The following is a 21,102-nucleotide window of genomic DNA, read 5'->3' as shown; positions in this document are numbered from 1 at the left end:
CACGCCATCACGGGATGTCCCTCACCAGGCGGAAGCCGACATCGCGCTCCGCCGACCCGTCGCTTTCGCGTGTGCTCGTGACCGAGCAGGCGTCGGGGCCGCTGCGGTAGCTTCCTCCCCGTACGGCGAGGTCCGTGCCCTTCGTCGTCCATTCCCAGATGCCACCGACCATGTCCACCAGGCCCCACGGATTCGTCACCGCCTTGCTGCTCCACTCGTCACCACGAACGAAGCGGCCAAGGCCCGTCGTTGCCGTGCCGCAGCTCGCGCTGCTGCTATCCCAGTCACTGCCCGCATGCGCGGCCAACAGCCACTCCTCATCCGTCGGCAATCGATAGGTATACGTACTCACTTGCGACAACCAGGCGGCGTAACGACGTGCGAAAGCGACGGGGATGGAACGTGCGGGCTGCGTCGGGATCTGGCCACGGGTGATGGCACAGGTGCGCGTGGCGCGGCAGTACTGGTCCAGGTCGGCTACGGTAATCTCCGTTCGGGTCATGGCGAACGGCTTGCGACCATGCGGTATGACCACCAGCGCGGGACCGTGCGCACCGGCCGAGAAGGTGTCGAAGCATTCGCGCGCGCTGCCGGCGAGGCCACGACGCGCGCAAGGATCGACGTGGGTCGCCACGGCCGGTGTCTCCCGCAGCCGATTCACCACGTTCGCAAGCGAGCCTTCCGGCAACGCCTTCGAGGCTTTCATGGCGGCTTCCATGTCCTTCAGCCCCTCGGGATCGGCGAGCTTCACGGCGTCGACCTGCTTCCGCAGCGCCTCCTGATCCGCGACGGAGGGTACCGGTCCCTTGGCGGCCGTCATGACCGCGAGGGCCAACTGGTAGCGTGTGTTCGCCGCCGTCAGGTCCGGTCTGTCGCCCGTCGCTGCAAGGCCCGCGACCACCTTTTCCGCGGCGTCCTTCCAATGCCCGGCGCTGCACGCCGCGCGCGCTGCATCGAGCGTCGCTTTCGCGAGCAGATTGGCGGGCTCGTCGGTTGGCGTCGGTGTACCTCCGTCAATCCCACGCAACTGCTTATAGCTGTCGATGGCCTTGTCGAAATCGCCGGCGGCGGAGGCCTGGCGCAAGGATTCCAGGCGTGCCGCCCGCTCCGCTTCATGCAACTCGGCCGGCGTATGATCGGGCGCCGCTGCGGTCGCGGCCGCATCGGCCAACTTCAGCTTCAACTCCGGGTTGGCCAGTAGTCGGCTCGAGGGATCGATCGTACGAATCGTCGTCAGGATCGCGGGAACGTCGTCCGTGCCGGTGCCGGTGAGGCGGTTAGCGAGGATGGCCTGGCTCAAACGTGTATCGAGGCGATTGAGTGCTTCGTCGCGTTCACGCGCGACTTCCTCGTGACGACGATCGAGCTTCGGCGCGAACGTCTTCAGCTGCGCGCGCAGGGCGAACACATTCTGTGCCCCGGCGTAATCATAACGTCCCTGCGACGGGTCCCAGCGCGAAGCCAGAAGCCGGACCAGGAAGCCGTCGATGGCATCGGCGCCGTCGACCACGACGTGCCGCCGCTCATCGTTGTCGAGCGCGGCGAGCGCTACACGGACATCGTCCTCGCTTCGGAAGCCATCGACCTGGGCGGGCGCGAAGCGACGGAGCGTATCCGCCATGTGGCGACGCCCCACCTCCAACGACCCGAACCACGTGCCGGCGGCTGCGATGACGACCAGGCCCGCGCTCGCGAGGAGCCACGGTGTTGCCCGCTCACGCCAGCGCCGGCGGCGCAGGCCAGACATCACGGCGCCGATATCGCTGCTGCGCTTCTCCGCGGTGAAGGCAATGGCGTCGACCAAGGCCTTGTACTGCCGCTTGTCGAGTCCTGGCACGGCTGGCGGTCGACGACCGGCTGACATCGCCTCCTCGGCATTCTGCTTATCGAAGGGGTGGCGTCCCGTCAGTAATTCGAAGACCACGCAGGCGAATGCATAGATGTCGTCCGAGGGAGTCGGTGCCTTGCCCTGAAGCATCTCGAGGCTGGCATAGGCAGGGGTCATGGCGCCAAGCGTGCCGGCGTCGAACACCGTGCGGTCGTCCTTGTGCTCCGCGCCAATCTTGCCGGCCCGCGCAATGCCGAAGTCGAAGACCTTCGCCATCCCGGTCGGCGTCACCATTACATTGCCCGGCTTGAAATCGGAATGCACGATCCCCGCGCCATGTGCGCGCACGAGTGCCTCGCCCATGTCGGCGATCAACGGCCACGCCTCATGAAACGGCATGCCGTCGCGTGCCTTCGTGCGGATGAGCGTGCGCAGATCCTGGCCTTCGACGTACTCCATGGTCATGAAGACGTTGGTGCCGTCCTTGTCGAAGTCGTATACCCGTACGATGTGGTCGTTGCCGAGATGTTGTGCGCGCCGCGACTCGCGCTGCAAGGCAATCAGCGCGTCCGGATGTTTGCGGAACTCGTCGTTGAGCACCTTGACGGCCACGTAGGGATCGCGGTCGCGCGCTTCCACTTTTCGCTCGTCGCGGGCGAGATAGACCACGCCCATGCCGCCACGGCCGAGCTCCCGCTCCATGAAAAAGCGGCCCTTGAGCAGGCTACCGATGCCGATGCGCTCACCCTGCGCCATGTCGGCCATGTGCCGCCAGGTGTCGCCGGTGCCCTGGGATGACGAGCCGGTGGCCGTCCCCTCCCCCGCTCGCACGTGTAAGGGCTTGAACACGGTCGCATCGCCGTCGTTATCGGCGTCGCCATGATTGGCATCAGCCTCGGACGCTCCCGTCTTCACAGGCAGGACCCGGGTTTCTTCGTCGCTCGGTTGTTTCATCGCTGCGTTTCCTTAAACGGTTCCAGCCTCACGGCGACCGCTGACACGTTGTCCCGTCCGGCGCGATCGAGCGCGCTTTCCACCAGCGCATCGATTAGGGCCCGCGGGTCGGCGTGGCGACGGCAAAGGAGTTCAATCTCGGCATCGCTGAGTTCCTTGTTGATCCCGTCGGAGCACAGCAGGAAGCAGGCGCCAGGGCGACGCGCGCGCACCGACCAGTCGACGAAGAGTCGCTCTTCGGCACCCACGGCGCGGGTGAGAACGCCCGCCGGTGCACCCGCGTGACCACCGCCGAATTGCGTTTCGTCACTCCGTTCACCGTGAACGTGATCCTGGGTCACCTGATGCAGGCGATCCTCCTGGAAAACGTATCCGCGACTGTCACCCACCCAACCCACGGCCACGAGGTCGCGTGTGTGTACGAGTACGACGACCGTCGAGGCGACGACGTCGACCCGGCGCTCGCGTGCCATCGTGCGAAGGCGATGGTTGATCCGCAACAACTCGTCCTCGATGGCATCCATCGTTGCCGTAATGTCCGTCGACGGGCGTAGCGCGCCGAGTCGCTCGACGATCAGCGCACTGGCGACGTCACCCGCGGCGTGCCCACCGAGACCGTCCGCGACGACCCAGAGGCCGGGGACATCGGCGACGAGGATCGCGTCTTCGTTGTGACGGCGCACATGGCCGGTCTCGGTACGACCGGCGGAAACATAGGGCGGACTCACGCGGTCACCTCGTCGATGTCGATGCCGAGCAGGCGGAGGTAGTCAACGCCGTTGGGCAACCCGGGCAAGGCAACGCCAGGGCTGGTGCGATCACCCCGCCACCACACGCTGCCGATGTGCGGATCGACAATGGGCGGGACGCGTTGCGCCGTCGAGGAAACGGGATCGGGCAGCATCGCCACGAGGGCGTCGAACATGGTCACGTCGATACCCTCGCGTGTGCGTGCCGCCGCGGCGTCGAGGGCGTCGAACCACCGGTCGGCCGGCATGTGGGGCCAACCATTCGTTGCGTGTGGCGGCGATACCGCCAACACCAGGGGATAGACCCTGCCCACGCGATCACGCGACGGCATGACCACGCCCACCCATGGAAGCTGACCACAAACCTCCGTGGCCATCGCGAACCGCCATGGCGGCGACGCGAGGAAGGTCTCCCGCCATCCTTCACCGAGCGCAGCGGACGTCGCGGCGAGCACGGACTGCATCGCGGCATCCCACCGATCGACAAAGCTGGCCGGCAAGCGGCGTTGCACGAAATCCCCGACGTTCGGCAGCTTGCCGTGGAATCCCACCAGGGCGCGCGTCATGCCGGGCACCGGAAACGACGTACGCTGCTGTCGCCGAAGGGGTTGTGCAGGTTCGCCGCTTCGATATCCACGGCTACATGCGCGGCTCCGAAACCGAAGCTCGCGCCGAAACGTGTTTCGGTACGACGCTGCAGCGATGCTGCATCGAGCGCATGGAACCAGCCCCACTCACCGGGGTAATCCAGTGCGGGCAAGGGATTGCCGCTGCTGTCCCACGCACTGATCCGCGTGGTGCCTGGCGTCGGGCCCGGCCAGCGCATCGTCACCGGCGTACCGGCTTCGCCCGCCTTGTACTCGAAGCGCTGCCCGTCGATCTCGATCAGCAGCCGGCTGATGCCGGGTGGCGGCGTGGTGATCGACACCGTGAAGCCCACTTGCGGCGTGGGACCATCGCGGAAATAGGCCTGACGAATCGCGTCGGCGAGCTGTGCCTGGGCGAGCACCGCGCCACCGGCGCGCGCACCGTCCGTATCACGGAAGGTCCACGTGCTGCCGCTGCTGTCCACCGACTTCGATAGCACCTGCTTGAAGAAGGTGTCGAAGCGGCCGTTGTTGCCGAACAGGTCGGCAAAGTTCTGTAGCGGAATGTCGGAGCGACTCTCCGGGGAAAACGGATAGCGGCCCTGGACCAGGCGCGAACAATCGCCTCCCGCCGCCTGCCGGAAGCCGTCGGCGAGCGCGCCGTCCGCGCCCTTGCTGACCAGCGACTGGCTCGCCCCGACCAGGCTACCCAGCCAGGTCGACAACGGCGGTGGCAGCTGCCCGGCCTCCTGCCGCGCGATGGCCAGCGCGGGGTCGGTCTGCCCCAGTCCATCCGTGGTGGGCCGCGAGGTCAGCAGCGTCTTGCTCATCTGGTCCAGCACACCAAGGATTCGATCGAGCGGCGTCGCGCCGGGGGTTCCGTCGGTCAACTGGTTGAGGGTCGCGAAGTGCTCGACGATCGGCGCATCCGGGCGCTGCGTCGCGACCGTCGTCGCTGGTGCATTGCCTTCGGCGACCAGACGGGCGATCTCGCTGCGACTCTTCACCTGATCGGCAACGCGACGTTCCGCCGCAGCAGCGACACGGTCGGCCCCGTCCGAAGGCGCCTGTCGCAGCAGATCCGTGGTGTTGTCACGGACGAGTGCCAGCAGAGCCTTCAACGGTGAACCTGCACCGGCGAGTCGTGCGGCGACGCCGCTGGCCTCTTGCACATTGCTCACCGGCTGCAGCTGAAGATCACCGATGAGGTCATCCCACGCGCGTATGTAATCCGCCACATAAAGTGTCCTCACCTGCGTGGCCAGCGAGGCGCGGCGCACGGGATCGTTCACCTTGACGCCGAACACCCAGTCGTCCTTGGCGAAGGCATCCACGGCCGAGGCAATGCCGCCACTCCCACCGATGCCGGAGGCATTGCCCTCCTGCACCATGGCGGCGAAGACCGGTCGCGTGTACAGCGCCGGCAACGGCTTGGACAACGGCGCACCGCTGCGACGGCGGAATACATTGCCGAGCAACCCCAGCGTGCGATCGAGCCGTACCGGTGCATCCTGGCGGGATTCGCTGTCGAGCTTCAGGCCGCCATAGATCAGCGTCGCCAGGTCGGCGGCGCGCAAGGATGCTCGTGCCGCGTCGACGAGGGCCGCGTCCAGCGGGAACGCCCGCAAGCCATCACGACCATCGAACAGGATGCGGAAATGACCTTCCAGCGCATCGGCCAGGCCATCGTCATCCGGGAACACCTCACGCCAGCGTTCGCGTGCCAGCGACGCGAGGCTGTTCCCATCGCGATGCTCGGGTTGTCCCAGCATCAGGTATCCCTTCAGTGCGTAATAAAGACGCTGGGGATCGCTGGCAGCGTCGCGCACGCCATCACGGAATTGCAGGGCAAGGCCCGGCACCACGCTGGCATTGACCTCGCGGATATGCGCATCGCGCAGCTGGTCGAACAAGGCAAAGCCTTCGAACAGGCCGAAGCGCATCGACAGCGCGTGCTCGCCACGCACCTGCCCGGCCAACTGCTCGGCCCGGCCAAGCACGTCCAGCCGCTGCAGGGCCAGCGCATCGTACTGACGCAGCGACGAGGGAGTCGCTGTGCGCGCATCGTCGGGATAATCGCGCAGCACCTGCCCCACGCTCGCGACGAAGTCGGTATTGCGCGCCGCACTGGTGAACATGCCGACCAGCAAGCCCACTGTAACGATGACGATGGCGGCGATCGCAGCCGCCGCAGCAAGGCGCCGCTGCCGCAAGGTCACCGGGTTGGCGCCGGCGAAACCTGCCTCGGGAAGGATCACTTCCTTGAGCAGGCGTTCGACAAAGAACGTCCGGCGTGGCGAGCGCGACACCGACGCCGTGGCGACATGCATGCCGAAGGAGCGGCTCACGACCGACAACACGCGATCGATCGGTGTCCCCTCCTGGGTGCCTGAGGTCAGGTACATTCCGCGCAGTACGGGCGGGCGACCGTAGGCGTGGGCACCGAAGACGGCTGTACACAAGGGTAAGGCGAGCTCCCGAAGATGCCGAAGCTGCTGGGGAAACGAGAGGATCCGCGCACGCCGACGCACGTCACGCTCCGCGTGCATCCGTGTCACCACGGAGCCATCGATGGCCTCGAGCAAGGCATCGAACTCGTCGCCAACCACGTCGGTCGACGTGCCATCCACACTGCGTGCCTCTGGAAAGGTGACGCCCCACACTTGCGCACGTCCTGCCGCGTCCAGCGTGTCGAAATGGTCGAGGAAGCCGGCGACCAGATCGAGTTTGGTAAACACCAGGTACACCGGCAAGGCGACGCCAAGTCGCGTGCCGATCTCGTCGACGCGCTCGCGCAGGACCTCGGCGTGGCGCTGACGCTCCGCCGGATTCATCGTGAGGAGTTCGGCAACGCTGACGGTGAGGATCACGCCATTGAGTGGACGTCCCCGCCGGTAACGACGCAGCAGCTGGAGGAAAGCATCCCATGCCGACGCATCGACACCGGGATCGGAATCCTGCGTGGTGTACCGACCCGCCGTATCGAGAAAGACGGCCTTGTCGGTAAACCACCAGTCGCATTGGCGCGTACCACCGATGCCAGCCACCGAGCGTTTGCCCGTGCCGGCAAGCAACGGAAACTCGAGGCCGGAGTGTTCAAGCAGGGTGCTCTTGCCCGACCCCGGGGCCCCGATCAACAGATACCAGGGCAGTGCCTCGAGGCTGCCGCCGCCAACGCGCCGTTTGCGCAGCAAGGTAAGCGCCTCGACAAAGCGCGTACGCAGACCCTCGCGTTCAGCCTGGGTGCGCGCCTCGACGTCCCGCCGTGACAGGTCGTCCTGTGCGGCCATCTCCGCACCCATGCACTGGCTGCGACGCCCTGCCAGCCATTGGCGCAGCACAACGACACCGACCCATATCGCAGCAACGATAAGGATGGCCACGATGCGGGCGCCCACCCCAGCCAGGGGCTGATGGTCGCCGATGCCGAGATACGGGCCGCCGAAAGCGATCAACAGCGCGCAGAGAAGGATGCCGATTGCGGCTCGCACCCAGACATGACGAAACACATCGCCGAGGTTTTTCATCCGGCCTCCGGAACGAACAGGATGTCGACGCGACGGTTGCGCGCGCGGTTAGCCGGCAGGTCAGGCGGCGTGGCGACCGGCTGTGACGCGCCGGCACCGCTGGATTCCACGCGTCGCGGGTCGTCCAGATCACGGGAAAGCAAGGCGCTGACATTGCGTGCACGCGCCGCGGAAAGTTCGAAATTGTCCTTGAAGCGTAACGAACGGATCGGCTGGTCGTCGGTGTGACCCACCACGATGACGCGACCGCGCACCTGGTTCAGCGCGTGCGCGACGCGCCCGATCAGGGCTACCTGATCCGCCGCGACATCGGCCCCACCCGACGGAAACATCTCCGCAGCCGCCAGTCGCAGCGTCGCTTGCCCATCCGGCCGCTCATCGACCGACAACGCACCTGCGCGCGTGTCGTCAGCGAGCAACTGGCGGAGGCTGGCCGATGGTGGCTTCGGCGCGGCCGTCGCAGGCAACGGCACGCCATGCAGGCCGATGGTCGCCAGACGCGCGCTGACCGGTTCCGCCGCGCCGTTGAGACGTGTATGCAGGAACACCCAGACGCCGAAGAGAAGGCAGCATGCCGCCAAGCCGGCCATCCACACCGGTACACCGCGACGGGGCTTCAGCGGACGATCGACCCCCTGCCAGCGAGGTGACAAGGCCACGGGTGCCGCCGCGCGATACGCCATGATGCGTCGGTAGACATCCTCGCGGCGGTCGGCAAGTCGCCCCTGGCCACCGGATTCGACGAGGTACTTGCCACCGAAGCCGAGCGCCAGGCAGAGATACATCATCTCCACCAGGTCGATATGACGGACCATGTCCTGGGCCAGGCGATCGAGAATGACGAAGAACTTCTCACCGCCATAGGTTTCGCCGTGAAAGGTGACCAGCAGGGTTTGCCGGCTCCAGCCGGTCTGCTCGCCCCACGGCGAATCCAGCACCGCCTCGTCGATCATCGTGCAGAGCACATAGCGCGCTGCGACAGCAGTCTGCGCATCGATGCCCGCACGTGCGCCCGTGTCTTCAAAGCGGCGCAGGTAGGCTATGGCACGGTCGCGCAACAATGCAGGATCGGGAGCTTCGACGCTGTTGCGAAGCTGCGCTGCGAGCAAGAGCAACGGATTAGCAGCGCGCACGAGCGGATTGCCGCCGGCCGACGGCAACTCCTGCGTCGCGCGAGACAGATCGCGCTCGGCGTCGTGGCGGGGATCGCGTTCGCGTGGCAACGGCGGTGTCTGCGCACGCATGCCGCTCGGTCGCACGATCGTGGCATCGGCCCCTGGCGAGGCATCGAAATCGTCACGCTTCATGCCATCAACTCCTCACCGCCCACAGTTCCAGCGCCAGGCCGTCAAAGCCGTCGCCGAAATGCAGGGCCACGCCGCCCGAGGTGCGCAGCGTCTTCCACATCGGCGAGGCGGTATCGAGTTCGAAGTACTGGTAGCCCGCGTGGAACGGAATCTGCCGCGGCGCGACCGCGAGGGAGGCCACGGCGATGCCTGGCAGCTGCAGGTTGACCAGGTCGCGGATCTTCTCCACCGGGCCGATCTTGGATTGCGACGGCAAGCGACGACGCATCTCCGCTGCGGCGATGTCGGCCTTGGCCGCCAGCACGAAGGACGCCCCGTCCAGCAAACTGCCATCGGCAACGGTGCCGACCCATACGCCGTACTTGCGCTGCTGCAGCGGCACAGGGATGGCCGTCTGCTCCAGGACGGCGCTGAGGCTCAGGCGCAGCGCCGCGATCACGGGCTCGAAACTCTCGCGAAGGCGATCATGACGGTACGGAGGAAACGTCTCGCTGCGTTTTCCTGGCGTGGTGAAGGTCGCCATTTCACCCGCCATGCCCAAGAGCAAGCGGTACAGGTCTTCCGGATGAAGCAAGGGCGCCTCGGCCAGATGCGCCAGTTGCGGTTGGTAGCGATTGACCAGTTGCAACATGAGGAAGTCGGCCAACTCGGCCGTGCTCGTCCGATCGGTACCGCCGACGCGGCCGGCCAGCGCCTCGCCACGCTGGTGCAGCAGGCCAAGCAGTTCGGTGAGGAACAGCGTCAGCCTCTCGGATGCCCGGCATGCCAGCGCACTGGGCACGAAGCCATCGTCCAGCACGACGCGACGGTCCGCCCGGCATTCCACCAGATGAGCGAGGGGAAGGTCGACCAGTCCTTCGCGCGCTTGCACGGCGGCCGTCATCCGGGTGCTCAGACCACCGACTTCGAGCACGACGCTTTCCGTTGTACTTCCGGAGGCATCGCTGACTTCCGTCTCGCGCACAGCGAACCGGGCCAGCTGGCCTGGCGCCTGTGTGGCCGGCCAGAGGCTTTCCGGCTGCGAGGGTGTCCGCAAGGGCAAGCTCAGGTAGATCACCTGATCACGCCAGTTCGTGTCTATCTCCAGGGGCGGCGGCAACGGGTCGCGGTCAGGCATGGAGAATGGCGTCCCGTCGGGAAAGACCCCGCGTGCCCGGCGAATGCCCAGCTTGCCGATCGAGAGCAGATCACGTTCGATCTCCAGTTCGTCGAATCCCCATGGATGCGGTCGCAAGGTCGCTGCGCGCAGTTCCACGTAACGCTCGGTATAGCGGTCTTGTTGCTGCATGTGTTGCGGGCGAAGGAACAAACCCTCGCTCCACACCACCTTGTTGAATGCGGTCATGGTCAGTTCCGGTCAGCGGCCGTCGCGCTTGGCGCGCGCCAGTTGGTCTTCATAGGTCCGGGCGAACTCGTCGCCGAAAAGACGGCGAAAACGTTCTTCGGGATCGGCGGCAAGGCCGTCGAAATGGGCGCGATAGCGTTCCCACGGCCCCTTCGCCGCGCCGAAGCCGAAACGCGGGCGACGCGCCTCGCCGTCCTCGAAACGCGACGGATCGAACTGCGCGATCAGGTCGTCGAAGGCTGCACGCACACCCGCCAGCAAAGCCACCTGGTGCAAACGGATGTCGTCCATCGCATCGGTAATCGCCGCCTCACCGGAGAGAAAGGCATCGTTCGGCGCCGCCAGTACGCGGGCCAGCGCTTCACTACCCGTGGGGGCGAATTTCAGCGGATTGTTTTCCCGACGCTGGATCAGGGTAGCCGGCAGGCGAAAGCCGTTCTTCAATTCGGCGCGTGCACGCAGCACGTCCATCACGCCTTCCAGGACGAGGGTGAAGAGCGATTCGATGTTTGCCGCGACGGGTACCGACGCATGTGGCGGCATTGGTGTCGGCGCAGCTGCGGGTGCGAGCGCTGCAGAAGGCGTAGCTGCAGGTAAGCCTGCAGGAGCCGCCTGGGCTACGGCGGCAGGCGCATGCTCGGACGCTAACGGGGCATCGACGGCCGGAAGCGCGACGCCTTCCTGAAGTACGGCGCCCTCCCGTGTGCTCGGCAAGGTGAACAGGCTACGCGTGCGATCCCAGTTTTCGGGTAGCACGGAGGCTTCCTGCCGGCCCACGATCGGCGCTTCGACGTGCGGTGCAAGGAAGTGGCCGTCCATGGGCGAGGCATGGTTCCAGTGCGCCGAGGGTTCGACATCACGGACAGCCTCGTGAGCGGCAGTCAGTTCACTACCGAACCAAGCCAACGGATCCAGGGACGCGGCGCCGCCAGCGACGCCGGGAATCAATGAGGTCGAGGCGTCGTGCGCCATGGATGGAAGCGACGACGATTCGGCCACCCCAGGCTCCCTGCGCGAGACGCGCAAAGTACGCAAGGTGTTGTCGCGGTCACGACGCGCCGTGGCTTCGGTAACGACCTCCGGCGGCGTCTCCACGGTGACGAGGATCTCGAAGGTATCCAGTTGCAGGCGATCGCCATCACTCAGCGTTACCGGCTCACCGCCACGCAGAGGCATACCGTTCAGAAGCATGCCATTGGTGCTTCGGTCCTCGAGGAAGTAAAGGCCGTTGAGGTGGCGCACGAAGGCATGCTGGCGAGAGACGCCGTGCGCCTGCAGTACCCAGTCGCAGTGTTCGGCGCGGCCGATGCTCAGGTCGTGACCCTCGACTCGCACTGATGTGCGTTCGGATACGTCGCCGGCATGGTCGCCGAGCACCGAGAGCACGAGGCTCGGCGCGGTGGATGAGTTCATGCGGATTCCTCCGGGGGAAGCAGTGCCATCGCCGAGGCGACGAATGCGCGGCTACGCGCATCGAAATCGGGAAAGGTGGACGCCAGGCTCAACAAAGCGGCAGCGGCCACGACGGCCATGAGCTGGGCGGCGACAGGCGCCACCTCCCTGCCCTCGCCGTCGAGAAGGAAGCCTTCCGACCACGCCGCGCTCGCAGCGACCAGCGCGCCGATGCCGACGTAATGGCGCTCGGCAGCAAAAGCCAGCGCACTGCGGCGGCGGGGCTCGCCACGCTCGCGCAGCCACGCCTCGGCAACCAGGAGGCCATCGAGGACATCGCCTTCCGGCGCTTCGGCTCGGACGCATTGGCAAAGCCACGGCACGACGTAGCCACGCGGCATCAGGCGCAGGGCCAAACGCAAGGCGGCACCCATGTCGCCATGGTCAAGCAGCGCGCGCGCCGCTGCCCGCTCGGTCATGTCATCGCTAAGCAGCGCAAGGGCCTGGGCGTCCAGAACCATCTCCCGGGCCGCCGCCGTTATCGTGAAGGGCATAGGCGTCATAGCAGCAACGGCGGCATGCCCTTGAGCACGGCCGGACCCAGCGTGGAAGAGAGCATCAAGGCCGCGCCGGATGTGACGGCGATGGCGGCGGTCGCGTTGACGGTGACGGTGGCGCCTGCGGTGACCGACACGGCGGCGCCGGACGTCAGCGACGTCGCGCCGCCCGAGACCAGGTTGATCGTCGCCGCACCGTTGAGTGCGAGCCTGCTGCCGGTGATCTGGATCTCGCCGGTACGCTTCATCAGGATGCGGGCCAGCCCCGTGACCAGTTCGATCTCCTCACCCGCTTCGATGCGCAGGCGGCGACCGACCTTGAGTGTGTCGTCGCGGCCGATGTCGTGGGAGCGATCGCGCTTGATGGTTTCGGTTTCGTCGCGGTCGATCGTCGTGACGTGATCGTTCTCGGCCTCATGACGAAGATCGCGCTGGGCGTGGAAGAGCAGCTCCTCGGCACCCTTGCGATCTTCGAAGCGGATCTCGTTGGCTTCACCCGATGCGCCTAGAAGGCTGCGGCTGACCACGCCGCTGCGCGTACGGTCCCCGGGCAGCGCGTGGGGTGGCATGTGCTCCTGGTTGTAGACACTGCCCAGGATCAGCGGACGATCCGGATTGCCATCGTGAAAGCCGACGATCACCTCCTGGCCGACGCGCGGGATGAACTGCGCACCCCAGCGCTTGCCCGACCAGCTCGATGCGACGCGCACCGGGCAGGACTGATCCGACTTCGGCTTGGATGACGGATTCCAGAAGAACGTGACCTGCACGCGCCCGGCACTGTCGACCTCGATGTCTTCGTCCGTCTGTCCGTAGACCACGGCGGTCTGCACGCCAGCGATGACCGGCCACGCCGTCGTCTGCTCCGAACGGAAGGGCTGGCGGCTGCGAATCACACGGAAGTGACAGGCGAAGGGTGCTTCGTCCTGGTCCGGTTCGACGCCGCCGCCCTGGTAGTCGACCTCGACCAGGCGCGTTGTCGCGGCCACGACCAGATACTCCTGATTCGCCTCGGCGAGCGGGAAATCCTTAAATCGGAACAAGGCGCCCGTGGTCAGCCCGACGGCGTCGGTCACGCCCGACGACGTTGCCTGGGGCACGTTCAGCGCGTCCGCGCGTACCTGCGCATAGCGCTGTCCGTCCGCCAGCGCCTGGGCGTAGCCGACGGATCCATAGGGGTAGTCGTAGATTTCCAGACCCGATACGCCATGCGCATCGGCGCTGTCCGTGACCTGCTCGTTCGCCAGCAGCGAGGCACGCGGTCGCTGGTAGTCGTAATCGTCCAGCCGCACGCGGGTCGGGTTGACGGTGCGACCGGTGGTCCAGTCGCTGATCGACGCCTTCATCCGGTGGCCCCGCTCGGTAGGCGGTGCATAGGGGATCGTCTCGAAGGTGGCTACCGTCGAGTGCGCCCCCAGGGCATCGGCCAGGACCATGGTGTGGCTTCCTGCCGCGTGCGTAAAGTAGTAGTAGATGCCTTCCTGCTCCATCAGCCGGCTGATGAAGTCGAAGTAGCTCTCGCGATACTGCACGCAGTACTCACGCGGTGAATAGTTCGCCGTGAGGCTGAGCCGGACATCGCCGTAACCAAACTCGGATAACACCTCGCGGACGATCTGCGGCACCGTTTTGTTCTTGTAGATGCGGCAATCCAGGGTCTGCCGCAACAGCCAGGGTTTGGGAACCACGGCGAAGGTGTAGACGGCATACCGCACGTTCTCGATCTGCACGAACGCGCCCTGCTCCGCTTCGGCGACGATGCCGTTGTAGTACCGGACATAGCCCTGTGGCGTCGTCACCGTCACCGTCATCGGGCTGCCGAGAAGCGCACGCAGGTCGACCGAAGCGTTCTTGCTGATCGCTTCGATACGGAAGGTAGACAGGCGCCCGAGTTCTTCGGTCGCGCTCATGTTGGCGAACCGCAGCGTCTCGCCCAGCGTTGACGTCAGCGTGATGGCGTGACTCACGGGTCTTCTCGGTTCGGCGCATCGGCCAGTGAGCGCACCAGCGCGCAGTGGGCCGTGGTATCACCCGTGTAGGAACCGTCCGAAAAATAGCGGATATAGTCGTCGCGGCGCAGCGGACGCCAACCGGGGGCGTACGCGCCGGACGCATCGAAGTACCGTATGTGTTTTGCCGTGTGCTTGTAGGACGTGAAGAGCAAGGCGAACCGGTCGAGATTGACCGTGCGACCGGCACTACCCAGGACGTTCTTGATCGCAGTTTCAACCACGGATGAGCGCGCCGCTTCCGAGGTCAGGGCCACTACGCGGCTCAATTCCGCAGTCATGTGCTTACCACCGCCGCCGCCCGCAAGGAGCGCTCCGTCGAAGTTCGTGCTACCGACGGCGGTGCCCAGGGTTCCCACATGGTTGTAGTCGACGAGGTTGATCCGACCGCCGCCCAGGTCATAGGCGATCAGCTCGAAGTTTGGCGCACGGTAAAAATACCTGCGCGTGGCATTGCCCGAGGCGTACACCACCTCGGTTTCACCCTTGCCTGCCGCGTTCTGGCGGTCGGCAAGACGAAACTCTTTAAGGAACTCGGTGTAGCGCGCGGTGCTCAGAATGATCTGCATCGGGGTGCCTTGTGTTCCTGATCGATTTGCTGCAATGGCCGGTCACGTGGTCTCAGTCGGCGATGGGGATACCGCCGGCACTGGTCAGTCGCTTGACCCAGGCGTTCCGCTTGCTGTCGTAGTCGACCCGCACGGGTGCCACACCGTTGACCGCCGGTCGCGCCAGTGTCATGTCATCGCGTAGCTGGATCAGCCACTTCCCGACGAGTTTTGAAAGCTCCCCGCGGATAAACATGCGGACCTGCTGACAGAGTGCTTCGCGAGCCGCTTCCGTCTTGGGTGCCTCCTTCCGGGAGCTTCCCTTCGCGAAGTTGTTTCGGGCCGTCACGTCCTCACCGGCATTGACCAGATCACGCCACACGGTCATGGGGTTCTCCTTGTCGTCCCGGCCCCATGCCCAGTCAATGACGGCCTGGCTGAAACGGTTGGATTCGCGACCGAACGCCATGGAGTTCCCGTCGTTCGCGATGACTTCCTGGTCGTCCTGGATCCAGTGCATCTCCTTGACGCGGTCGTGCGCCTGCATCTCGACGAGCGTCGCCCAGGACGAGGGGAAGTGACCACGGAGGGCCACGGCGTCCGCGCTGTTCTCCGCGCCACTGGCGGTCGCCGCGATGAAGATCTGTTCCAGGTTCAGTTCGCGCGTGAGCTTCTTGAAGCTCGTCACGACGCAGCCATCGAAGTCGTTGAAGACGTGATTGCCCTTAGGCATGGGTCACGCCCTCCCCTTGCGGGACATCGAGGTCGTCGAACCGGTAGACGAACGTGCCGCCCGAGGCGTCGACCTGTGCGCGTTGCACCTTGTCACCCGCAATGGTCCGCATGAGCAGTTCGCGGCTGACGTCGGGCAACATCGTGTTGGTCAGGATCGCGTCGATCATGCGACCGCCGCTCTCGCTTTCCGTGCACCGGCTGACCACCAGGGCCGTCGCCGCCTCCGTGCACTCGAAAGGCACGCGATAGCGATCTTCGATCCGCCGCTTGATCCGCGATAGCTGCAAGCGGACGATTTCGCCGAGCATCTGCCGGCTGAGCGGGTAATACGGCACGGCCACGAGCCGCCCCAGCAACGCGGGTGGAAAGACATCGAGCAGTGGCGCGCGCAGGGCGGACGCCATCGTCTCGACGTCCGGTACACGCGCCGCGTCGGCACACAGCCGCTCGATCGTCTCCGTTCCCGCGTTCGTCGTCAGGATGATGAGCGTGTTGCGGAAATCGATACGGCGCCCTTCGCCGTCTTCCATGACGCCCTTGTCGAAGACCTGGAAGAAGATCTCATGCACGTCCGGATGGGCCTTCTCGACCTCGTCCAGCAGCACGACCGAGTAAGGCCGGCGACGCACCGCCTCGGTAAGCACCCCGCCTTCCCCGTAACCGACATAGCCGGGCGGCGCGCCCTTGAGCGTGGAGACGGTGTGCGCCTCCTGGAACTCGCTCATGTTGATCGTGATCAGGTTGTGCTCACCGCCGTACAGCGTCTCGGCCAGCGCCAACGCCGTTTCGGTCTTGCCGACACCCGACGTGCCCGCAAGCATGAAGACGCCGATGGGTTTGTCGGGATTGTCCAGGCCCGCGCGCGATGTCTGCACCCGCCTGGCGATCATTTCCATGGCATGGTCCTGCCCGATCACCCGCTGGCCCATCAGGGCCGCCAGGTTCATCACGGTTTCCAGTTCGCTGCGGACCATGCGGCCGACAGGAATGCCGGTCCAGTCGGCGACCACTGAAGCCACCGCTTGCTGGTCGACAGCAGGCAGGATCAACGGCATTTCGCCCTGGCGTTCGGCAAGCGCGGCCTGCAGGATCCGCAGGTCGACGAGCATGTCCTCGCGCCCGCCGCCATCGGTACCGTCGGACCCTGTTTCGCTAGCGTCGCGAAGTCGGGAGCGCAGGTCGAGGATATCCTTGACCAGGTCGCCCTCCTCCGCCCAGTCCTGCTCCAGCCCGGCCAGGCGGTCCGCTTCGGCGTCCAGTGCGGTCTCGACCACGCTCTTGCGCTCGAGCACATCGATGCCTATCGCGCCTTCGCGATCAATGATGGCCTGCTCGGCCTCGAGCGCCTCGATCCGCCGGCGCGCATCGGCGACGCGTGCCGGGACGGCATGGTGACTGACCGCCACCCGCGCGCACGCCGTATCGAGCAGGCTCACGCCCTTGTCCGGGAGCTGACGGGCGGGAATATAGCGATGCGACAATCGCACCGCTGCCTCGATGGCCTCATCGAGCACCTGGACCCCGTGGTGCGCTTCCATCACACCCGCCACCGTTCGCAGCATCAGCACGGCCTTCGCCTCGTCCGGCTCGCCGACCTGCACGGTCTGGAAGCGGCGGGTGAGCGCGGGGTCCTTCTCGATGTGCTTCTTGTACTCGGCCCAGGTCGTCGCGCCGATCGTGCGCAGCGTGCCTCGCGCGAGCGCGGGCTTCAGAAGGTTGGCAGCGTCGCCCGTACCGGCTGCGCCACCGGCACCGACCAGCGTATGCGCCTCGTCGATGAACAGGATGACCGGCGTCGCCGATGCCTGGACTTCGTCGACCACCTGGCGAAGGCGGTTCTCGAACTCGCCCTTCATGCTTGCGCCCGCCTGCAGGAGGCCGACATCCAGCACGCGCAATTCCACCTCGCGAAGCGCAGGCGGCACATCGCCGGCGACGATGCGCTGCGCAAAACCTTCAACCACCGCGGTCTTGCCGACGCCCGCTTCGCCCACCAGCATGGGATTGTTCTGCCGGCGGCGCATGAGGATGTCGACGACCTGGCGAATCTCATCGTCGCGACCGACGACAGGGTCGATCCTGCCCTCGCGCGCCTGCGCAGTGAGGTCGACGGTGTAGCGCTGCAGGCCTTCCCGCTTGCCCATCTGGGCCGGTGCGGGCGAGTCCGCCGACGCCGCGGCATGGCCCATGCGGAACCCATCAGTCGCGGCGAGGCGCTCTTCGCGAGACCCGGCGATCATGCCCGGAAGCTCCTCGACCAGGCCCTCCGCGCGGATCTTCGCGAACTCGTTCGAGATGCCGATCAGCACATGACGCAGGCGACGCGTGCGAACGATGCCGGCGACGAGATAGCCCGTACGCACCTGCGTCTCGCCAAAGCTCAGCGTGGCATAGACCCAGGCGCGCTCGACGGCTTCCTCGATATCGGCGGAGAGGTCGCTCACGGCGCTCGCACCGCCCGGCAGGCGCTCCAGCGCCTCATGAAGATCGCGCGCGAGGCGCGACGGATCGATGCCCACGTGACGGACGATTCGATGGAGATCGGAATCGCCTAGCTGCAGGATCTGCTGCAGCCAGTGCACGAGCTCGACCTCGCGGTGCCCGCGCAGGCGGCAGGCCACCGTGGCGCCTTCGATGGCTTCATAGGCAACGGCGTTGAGCTTGCCGAACAGTGCAGTACGACTGATGTCGGTCACGATGGCATCCTCGATCGATGTGAAACAGAAAGGGGTTGCAGGACGAGGTTGTCGGCGTCGCCAGGACCGGCGAACCGGCCCATCCACGCGGACAAGCCCATCCGGGCGCCGCGTCCGAGATGCGTCAGCGGCACCTCGTCGCGCCGAAGCACCAGTTGGACGTCCCAGTCCAGTGCGTCTCCCACATAGAAACGCACGGCGGCAAGCAACTCGCCGAGGGCTTCACCACCGGGAAGGAAGCGTCGGTAATCGGCAAACGCCATGGGCCCCAGGCGGATACGAAAGCGATGCTGCGCGCTACGCACGGCGGCACCGAGCACCGCCGTCGTACCTAGCCCAGCCATGGCCGTGCCCACACGCAGGCGCCCCTCGTCAGGCAGGGGCAGCCAGGCCACTGCGAATTCCTCGAGCTGCACCTGCACGGCGAAGAAGGCGGCAAGCAAGGCCACGAGGCCTTCGGCATTCCGCGCCTGGGCAACGATGCGCCCGGCCATGTAGCGGCGGAACCGATCGGGCAAGGCATCGCGTCCGGCCAGCGACGGGCTGTCGATGCCCACCAGCGCGCCGAGGAAGTGCGCAAAGGCATCCTCCTCGGGTCGATCCATCTGCACGGTCGGCTGTGCATCGGCCCAGGCGCGGTAGAAGAGGCTGAGCATGCGGTGATGGAACACGTCCGCGAAGGCGGTGAACGTCCGGTCGCGGGCGAGTCGCTCACGCTCCAGCGCGTACTCGGTGAGGTGCAGGGGCAACGCGCCGTTCGGCCCCCACAAGCCCAGCATCAGGCTGTGGATACGCGGCGGCAGGTCTTCAGCGGTCTCGACGCGGTCGATGCTACGCGTTGCAAAAGCCAGCGAAGGCGTATGCGCGAGGCGAACGGGATCGTCCGCCGGACGCACGGAATAACCGAGCCGCGGATGCTCCTTATAGACGCACTCGATTCGCCGCAATGCCCCGAACCAGTCGAACGACGACGGGTCGGCACGCAGCGCCTCGAGCAGCGCTACAGAATCGGGCGCGTGCCGGAACGAGCCGTCCACCGTGCCACCTCATTGCGTTCAAGGGTATGCAGCACCGTCTCGGTGAACGAATTCAGCGAGACGTACCGTGCGAAGAAGTTCTGCATCACCGAGCCGAACAGGAAGGCACCGCTGCCTTCAAAGGCCTGGTCCTCACAGGTCAGGCGAATTTCGAGGCCACGGCCATAGGTCACCGGCCCCGCGATAGGAAGGCGGCGCACGATGGGTGCCGAACGCACCTCGCGCAGCCCCTCGATCAGGCGGCGCGAGGACGCGTCGTACTCATCGCTATAGAGCAGGAGCATCTCGCGCAGCGCAGCCGCGCCATCGTCATGCTCCAGGAGGGAGAGGTAGTTCAGTTGCAGATGGCTGACCAGCTTCCACGCCGCCTGCCCTTCCGCCATCGCCGCGCGCGGGCGCGTCGGCCCCGCCACGCAGCGGATCGACCGCACAGGTGCATCGGTGTCGAGCATCAGGTCCGTGCTGCCCTTCCCCACCGGCATATGCAGCGGCAGGTCGCGGTTGCTGCATAGCAGGCGCATGCCCAGCTGGCGAAGGCTGCTCGGGTAAGGCGCTTCGCGTCCGTCGACCAGCGAAAGAAAGACTTCACCACCCACGTAGCTCGAACGTGGTCCGTCGCGGCGTTGTCGTTGCGATGCCACACGCGGCTCGCGGCGCAGTGTGTAGAACGCCGACGCCGGCTGGTGCCACGTTCGTGCGTTGCCACCGTAGAAGGGGAAGAAGCTCTGCTCGGGCTCCTGGCTGTCGCCGAAGCCCTGTACGTCCTCCACGTCGTAGACTTCGAAGTCCATCGGGCGCGTACGGTCGGCCAGCACGTGATACTCAGCGGCGCCATCGCGAAGATGGATACGATCCGAACGTCGCGGGAAGAGGTTGATCGCCGGCGTGCAGAACAACCGCAGGTACGATGCATCGACTGCTTTTTCAAGGCGCGCTACGGCCCGGTCCAGCCAGACCACGATATCGAAAGTCGTGGCGCTGGAACGGGGAAGCAGAAGGCGCAGGCCGGTAAAGGCGGCAAACTGGAAACGCTGGGGACAGGCAAAGTATTCCTGCAGGAGACGGTATCCGCTGAACGAACGATCGCTCACCGGCAGCAAGGCCTCGGCGTCCGTGAAACCGCGCGGCTCGATGCTGACCTGCCCCGTATGCCGGACAGCATCGCCCGCAACGACGGAGAAACCCATGCCGTTGCCTAGCACCTGCTCGTACAAGAGGCTGGCCAGGTCCCCCGCGCCGGCGAAGAAGACCGGCAGTTCGTCGAACGAAAGCGCGTCCAGTTGAACACCGGCGGCCAGCTTGAAACGGAGGCGCAAGGCTGCGCGCGGGCTGATCCCCGGCGGAACACCCAGTCCCGCCGCCGCGATCGCCGCAGGACTGGACAGATAGCGCGCCTCGTCCAGCGATAACGGCAGAAGGTTCACGGGGTGGGCCGTGCGGTATTCACAGGCTGTGCGCTCACCGAAGCCGATCTGGCTGCGCAGCGCCGTGCCGCGTGACACGAGATGGCCTTCGCCTGGCAGGGTTTCGCCACTATCCGGCGACATCTCGACCACGGTCATCGACGGGACCGGCGCGAGGTACTGGGGATACAGCATCCGCAACAAGTGTTGGGTGAAGACCGGATGCTGCGCATCCATCTTCATCTGCACGCGCGCCGACAGGAAGGCAAAGCCTTCCAGCAGACGCTCCACATAGGGATCCGCACACTCCATGCCATCCATGCCCAGGCGCCCGGCAATCTTGGGATACGCGCTGGCGAACTCCGCGCCCGTTTCACGGACGTGCTGGAGTTCCTGGTTGTAGTAGCGGAGAAGTCTGGGATCCATGG

The 21,102-nt window shown here is 65.9% G+C and carries 14 protein-coding genes; all 14 read right to left on the bottom strand.

Features of this window, described 5'->3' with window-relative positions; all coding sequences use genetic code 11:
* Positions 1–7: 7 nt before the first annotated feature.
* From BJI69_RS18045 to tssF, 14 genes are read right to left on the bottom strand one after another with little or no spacing between them, the layout of a single operon-like run.
* Positions 8–2,782 (bottom strand): bifunctional serine/threonine-protein kinase/formylglycine-generating enzyme family protein, encoded by a 2,775-nt coding sequence (locus BJI69_RS18045; protein WP_046967708.1) that lies wholly within the window; start codon positions 2,780–2,782, stop codon positions 8–10.
* The gene (locus tag BJI69_RS18040; RefSeq protein WP_046967709.1) at positions 2,779–3,510 is read right to left on the bottom strand and encodes a PP2C family protein-serine/threonine phosphatase; all 732 of its coding nucleotides are present in this window, start codon (positions 3,508–3,510) and stop codon (positions 2,779–2,781) included. The genes BJI69_RS18045 and BJI69_RS18040 overlap by 4 nt, the downstream gene beginning before the upstream one ends.
* Positions 3,507–4,097 carry a type VI secretion system-associated protein TagF gene (tagF, locus tag BJI69_RS18035; protein ID WP_046967710.1) on the bottom strand — a complete coding sequence of 197 codons (591 nt, stop codon included), beginning with the start codon at positions 4,095–4,097 and terminating at the stop codon, positions 3,507–3,509. Before tagF ends, BJI69_RS18040 begins: the two co-directional genes overlap by 4 nt.
* Entirely contained in the window at positions 4,094–7,645 is a 3,552-nt protein-coding gene (tssM, locus tag BJI69_RS18030; RefSeq protein WP_046978460.1) for a type VI secretion system membrane subunit TssM, read from the bottom strand. The genes tagF and tssM overlap by 4 nt, the downstream gene beginning before the upstream one ends.
* Positions 7,642–8,952, bottom strand: coding sequence for a type IVB secretion system protein IcmH/DotU (gene icmH / locus BJI69_RS18025; RefSeq protein ID WP_046967712.1), 1,311 nt, complete (start codon positions 8,950–8,952; stop codon positions 7,642–7,644). Before icmH ends, tssM begins: the two co-directional genes overlap by 4 nt.
* 4 nt (positions 8,953–8,956) lie before the next feature.
* Complete coding sequence (gene tssK / locus BJI69_RS18020) at positions 8,957–10,297, bottom strand: type VI secretion system baseplate subunit TssK (RefSeq protein ID WP_046967713.1); 1,341 nt, start codon at positions 10,295–10,297, stop codon at positions 8,957–8,959.
* A 12-nt stretch (positions 10,298–10,309) separates the two neighbouring features.
* On the bottom strand, positions 10,310–11,710 hold the full coding sequence (gene tagH / locus BJI69_RS18015) for a type VI secretion system-associated FHA domain protein TagH (RefSeq protein ID WP_046978457.1): 1,401 nt from the start codon (positions 11,708–11,710) through the stop codon (positions 10,310–10,312).
* Positions 11,707–12,210 (bottom strand): DUF6931 family protein, encoded by a 504-nt coding sequence (locus BJI69_RS18010; RefSeq protein WP_052767189.1) that lies wholly within the window; start codon positions 12,208–12,210, stop codon positions 11,707–11,709. Before BJI69_RS18010 ends, tagH begins: the two co-directional genes overlap by 4 nt.
* Positions 12,211–12,248: 38 nt before the next feature.
* Positions 12,249–14,213 carry a type VI secretion system Vgr family protein gene (locus tag BJI69_RS18005; RefSeq protein WP_046967716.1) on the bottom strand — a complete coding sequence of 655 codons (1,965 nt, stop codon included), beginning with the start codon at positions 14,211–14,213 and terminating at the stop codon, positions 12,249–12,251.
* Positions 14,210–14,824 carry a hypothetical protein gene (locus BJI69_RS18000; RefSeq protein ID WP_052767190.1) on the bottom strand — a complete coding sequence of 205 codons (615 nt, stop codon included), beginning with the start codon at positions 14,822–14,824 and terminating at the stop codon, positions 14,210–14,212. Before BJI69_RS18000 ends, BJI69_RS18005 begins: the two co-directional genes overlap by 4 nt.
* Positions 14,825–14,876: 52 nt before the next feature.
* Positions 14,877–15,536, bottom strand: coding sequence for a hypothetical protein (locus tag BJI69_RS17995; RefSeq protein WP_046967717.1), 660 nt, complete (start codon positions 15,534–15,536; stop codon positions 14,877–14,879).
* Positions 15,529–18,234: a type VI secretion system ATPase TssH gene (gene tssH / locus BJI69_RS17990; protein WP_046967718.1), complete on the bottom strand. Its 2,706-nt coding sequence runs from the start codon at positions 18,232–18,234 to the stop codon at positions 15,529–15,531. Before tssH ends, BJI69_RS17995 begins: the two co-directional genes overlap by 8 nt.
* A complete protein-coding gene (tssG, locus tag BJI69_RS17985; protein ID WP_046967719.1) occupies positions 18,231–19,271 on the bottom strand; it encodes a type VI secretion system baseplate subunit TssG in 1,041 nt (346 codons plus the stop codon). Before tssG ends, tssH begins: the two co-directional genes overlap by 4 nt.
* Positions 19,235–21,100, bottom strand: coding sequence for a type VI secretion system baseplate subunit TssF (tssF, locus tag BJI69_RS17980; protein ID WP_046967720.1), 1,866 nt, complete (start codon positions 21,098–21,100; stop codon positions 19,235–19,237). The genes tssG and tssF overlap by 37 nt, the downstream gene beginning before the upstream one ends.
* Positions 21,101–21,102: the final 2 nt, after the last annotated feature.

Source organism: Luteibacter rhizovicinus DSM 16549 (assembly GCF_001887595.1).
GTDB lineage: Bacteria > Pseudomonadota > Gammaproteobacteria > Xanthomonadales > Rhodanobacteraceae > Luteibacter > Luteibacter rhizovicinus.
Note: the sequence above shows the minus strand (reverse complement) of the source record. Positions and strands in the feature narration are given on the sequence as shown.

Excerpts from the sequence above, each read along its gene's own strand:
- BJI69_RS18045 (WP_046967708.1), bottom strand. The coding sequence starts at position 2,782 with ATGAAACAACCGAGCGACGAAGAAACCCGGGTCCTGCCTGTGAAGACG.
- tagF (WP_046967710.1), bottom strand. The coding sequence starts at position 4,097 with ATGACGCGCGCCCTGGTGGGATTCCACGGCAAGCTGCCGAACGTCGGG.
- tssM (WP_046978460.1), bottom strand. The coding sequence starts at position 7,645 with ATGAAAAACCTCGGCGATGTGTTTCGTCATGTCTGGGTGCGAGCCGCA.
- icmH (WP_046967712.1), bottom strand. The coding sequence starts at position 8,952 with ATGAAGCGTGACGATTTCGATGCCTCGCCAGGGGCCGATGCCACGATC.
- tssK (WP_046967713.1), bottom strand. The coding sequence starts at position 10,297 with ATGACCGCATTCAACAAGGTGGTGTGGAGCGAGGGTTTGTTCCTTCGC.
- tagH (WP_046978457.1), bottom strand. The coding sequence starts at position 11,710 with ATGAACTCATCCACCGCGCCGAGCCTCGTGCTCTCGGTGCTCGGCGAC.
- BJI69_RS18010 (WP_052767189.1), bottom strand. The coding sequence starts at position 12,210 with ATGGTTCTGGACGCCCAGGCCCTTGCGCTGCTTAGCGATGACATGACC.
- BJI69_RS18000 (WP_052767190.1), bottom strand. The coding sequence starts at position 14,824 with ATGCAGATCATTCTGAGCACCGCGCGCTACACCGAGTTCCTTAAAGAG.
- BJI69_RS17995 (WP_046967717.1), bottom strand. The coding sequence starts at position 15,536 with ATGCCTAAGGGCAATCACGTCTTCAACGACTTCGATGGCTGCGTCGTG.
- tssF (WP_046967720.1), bottom strand. The coding sequence starts at position 21,100 with ATGGATCCCAGACTTCTCCGCTACTACAACCAGGAACTCCAGCACGTC.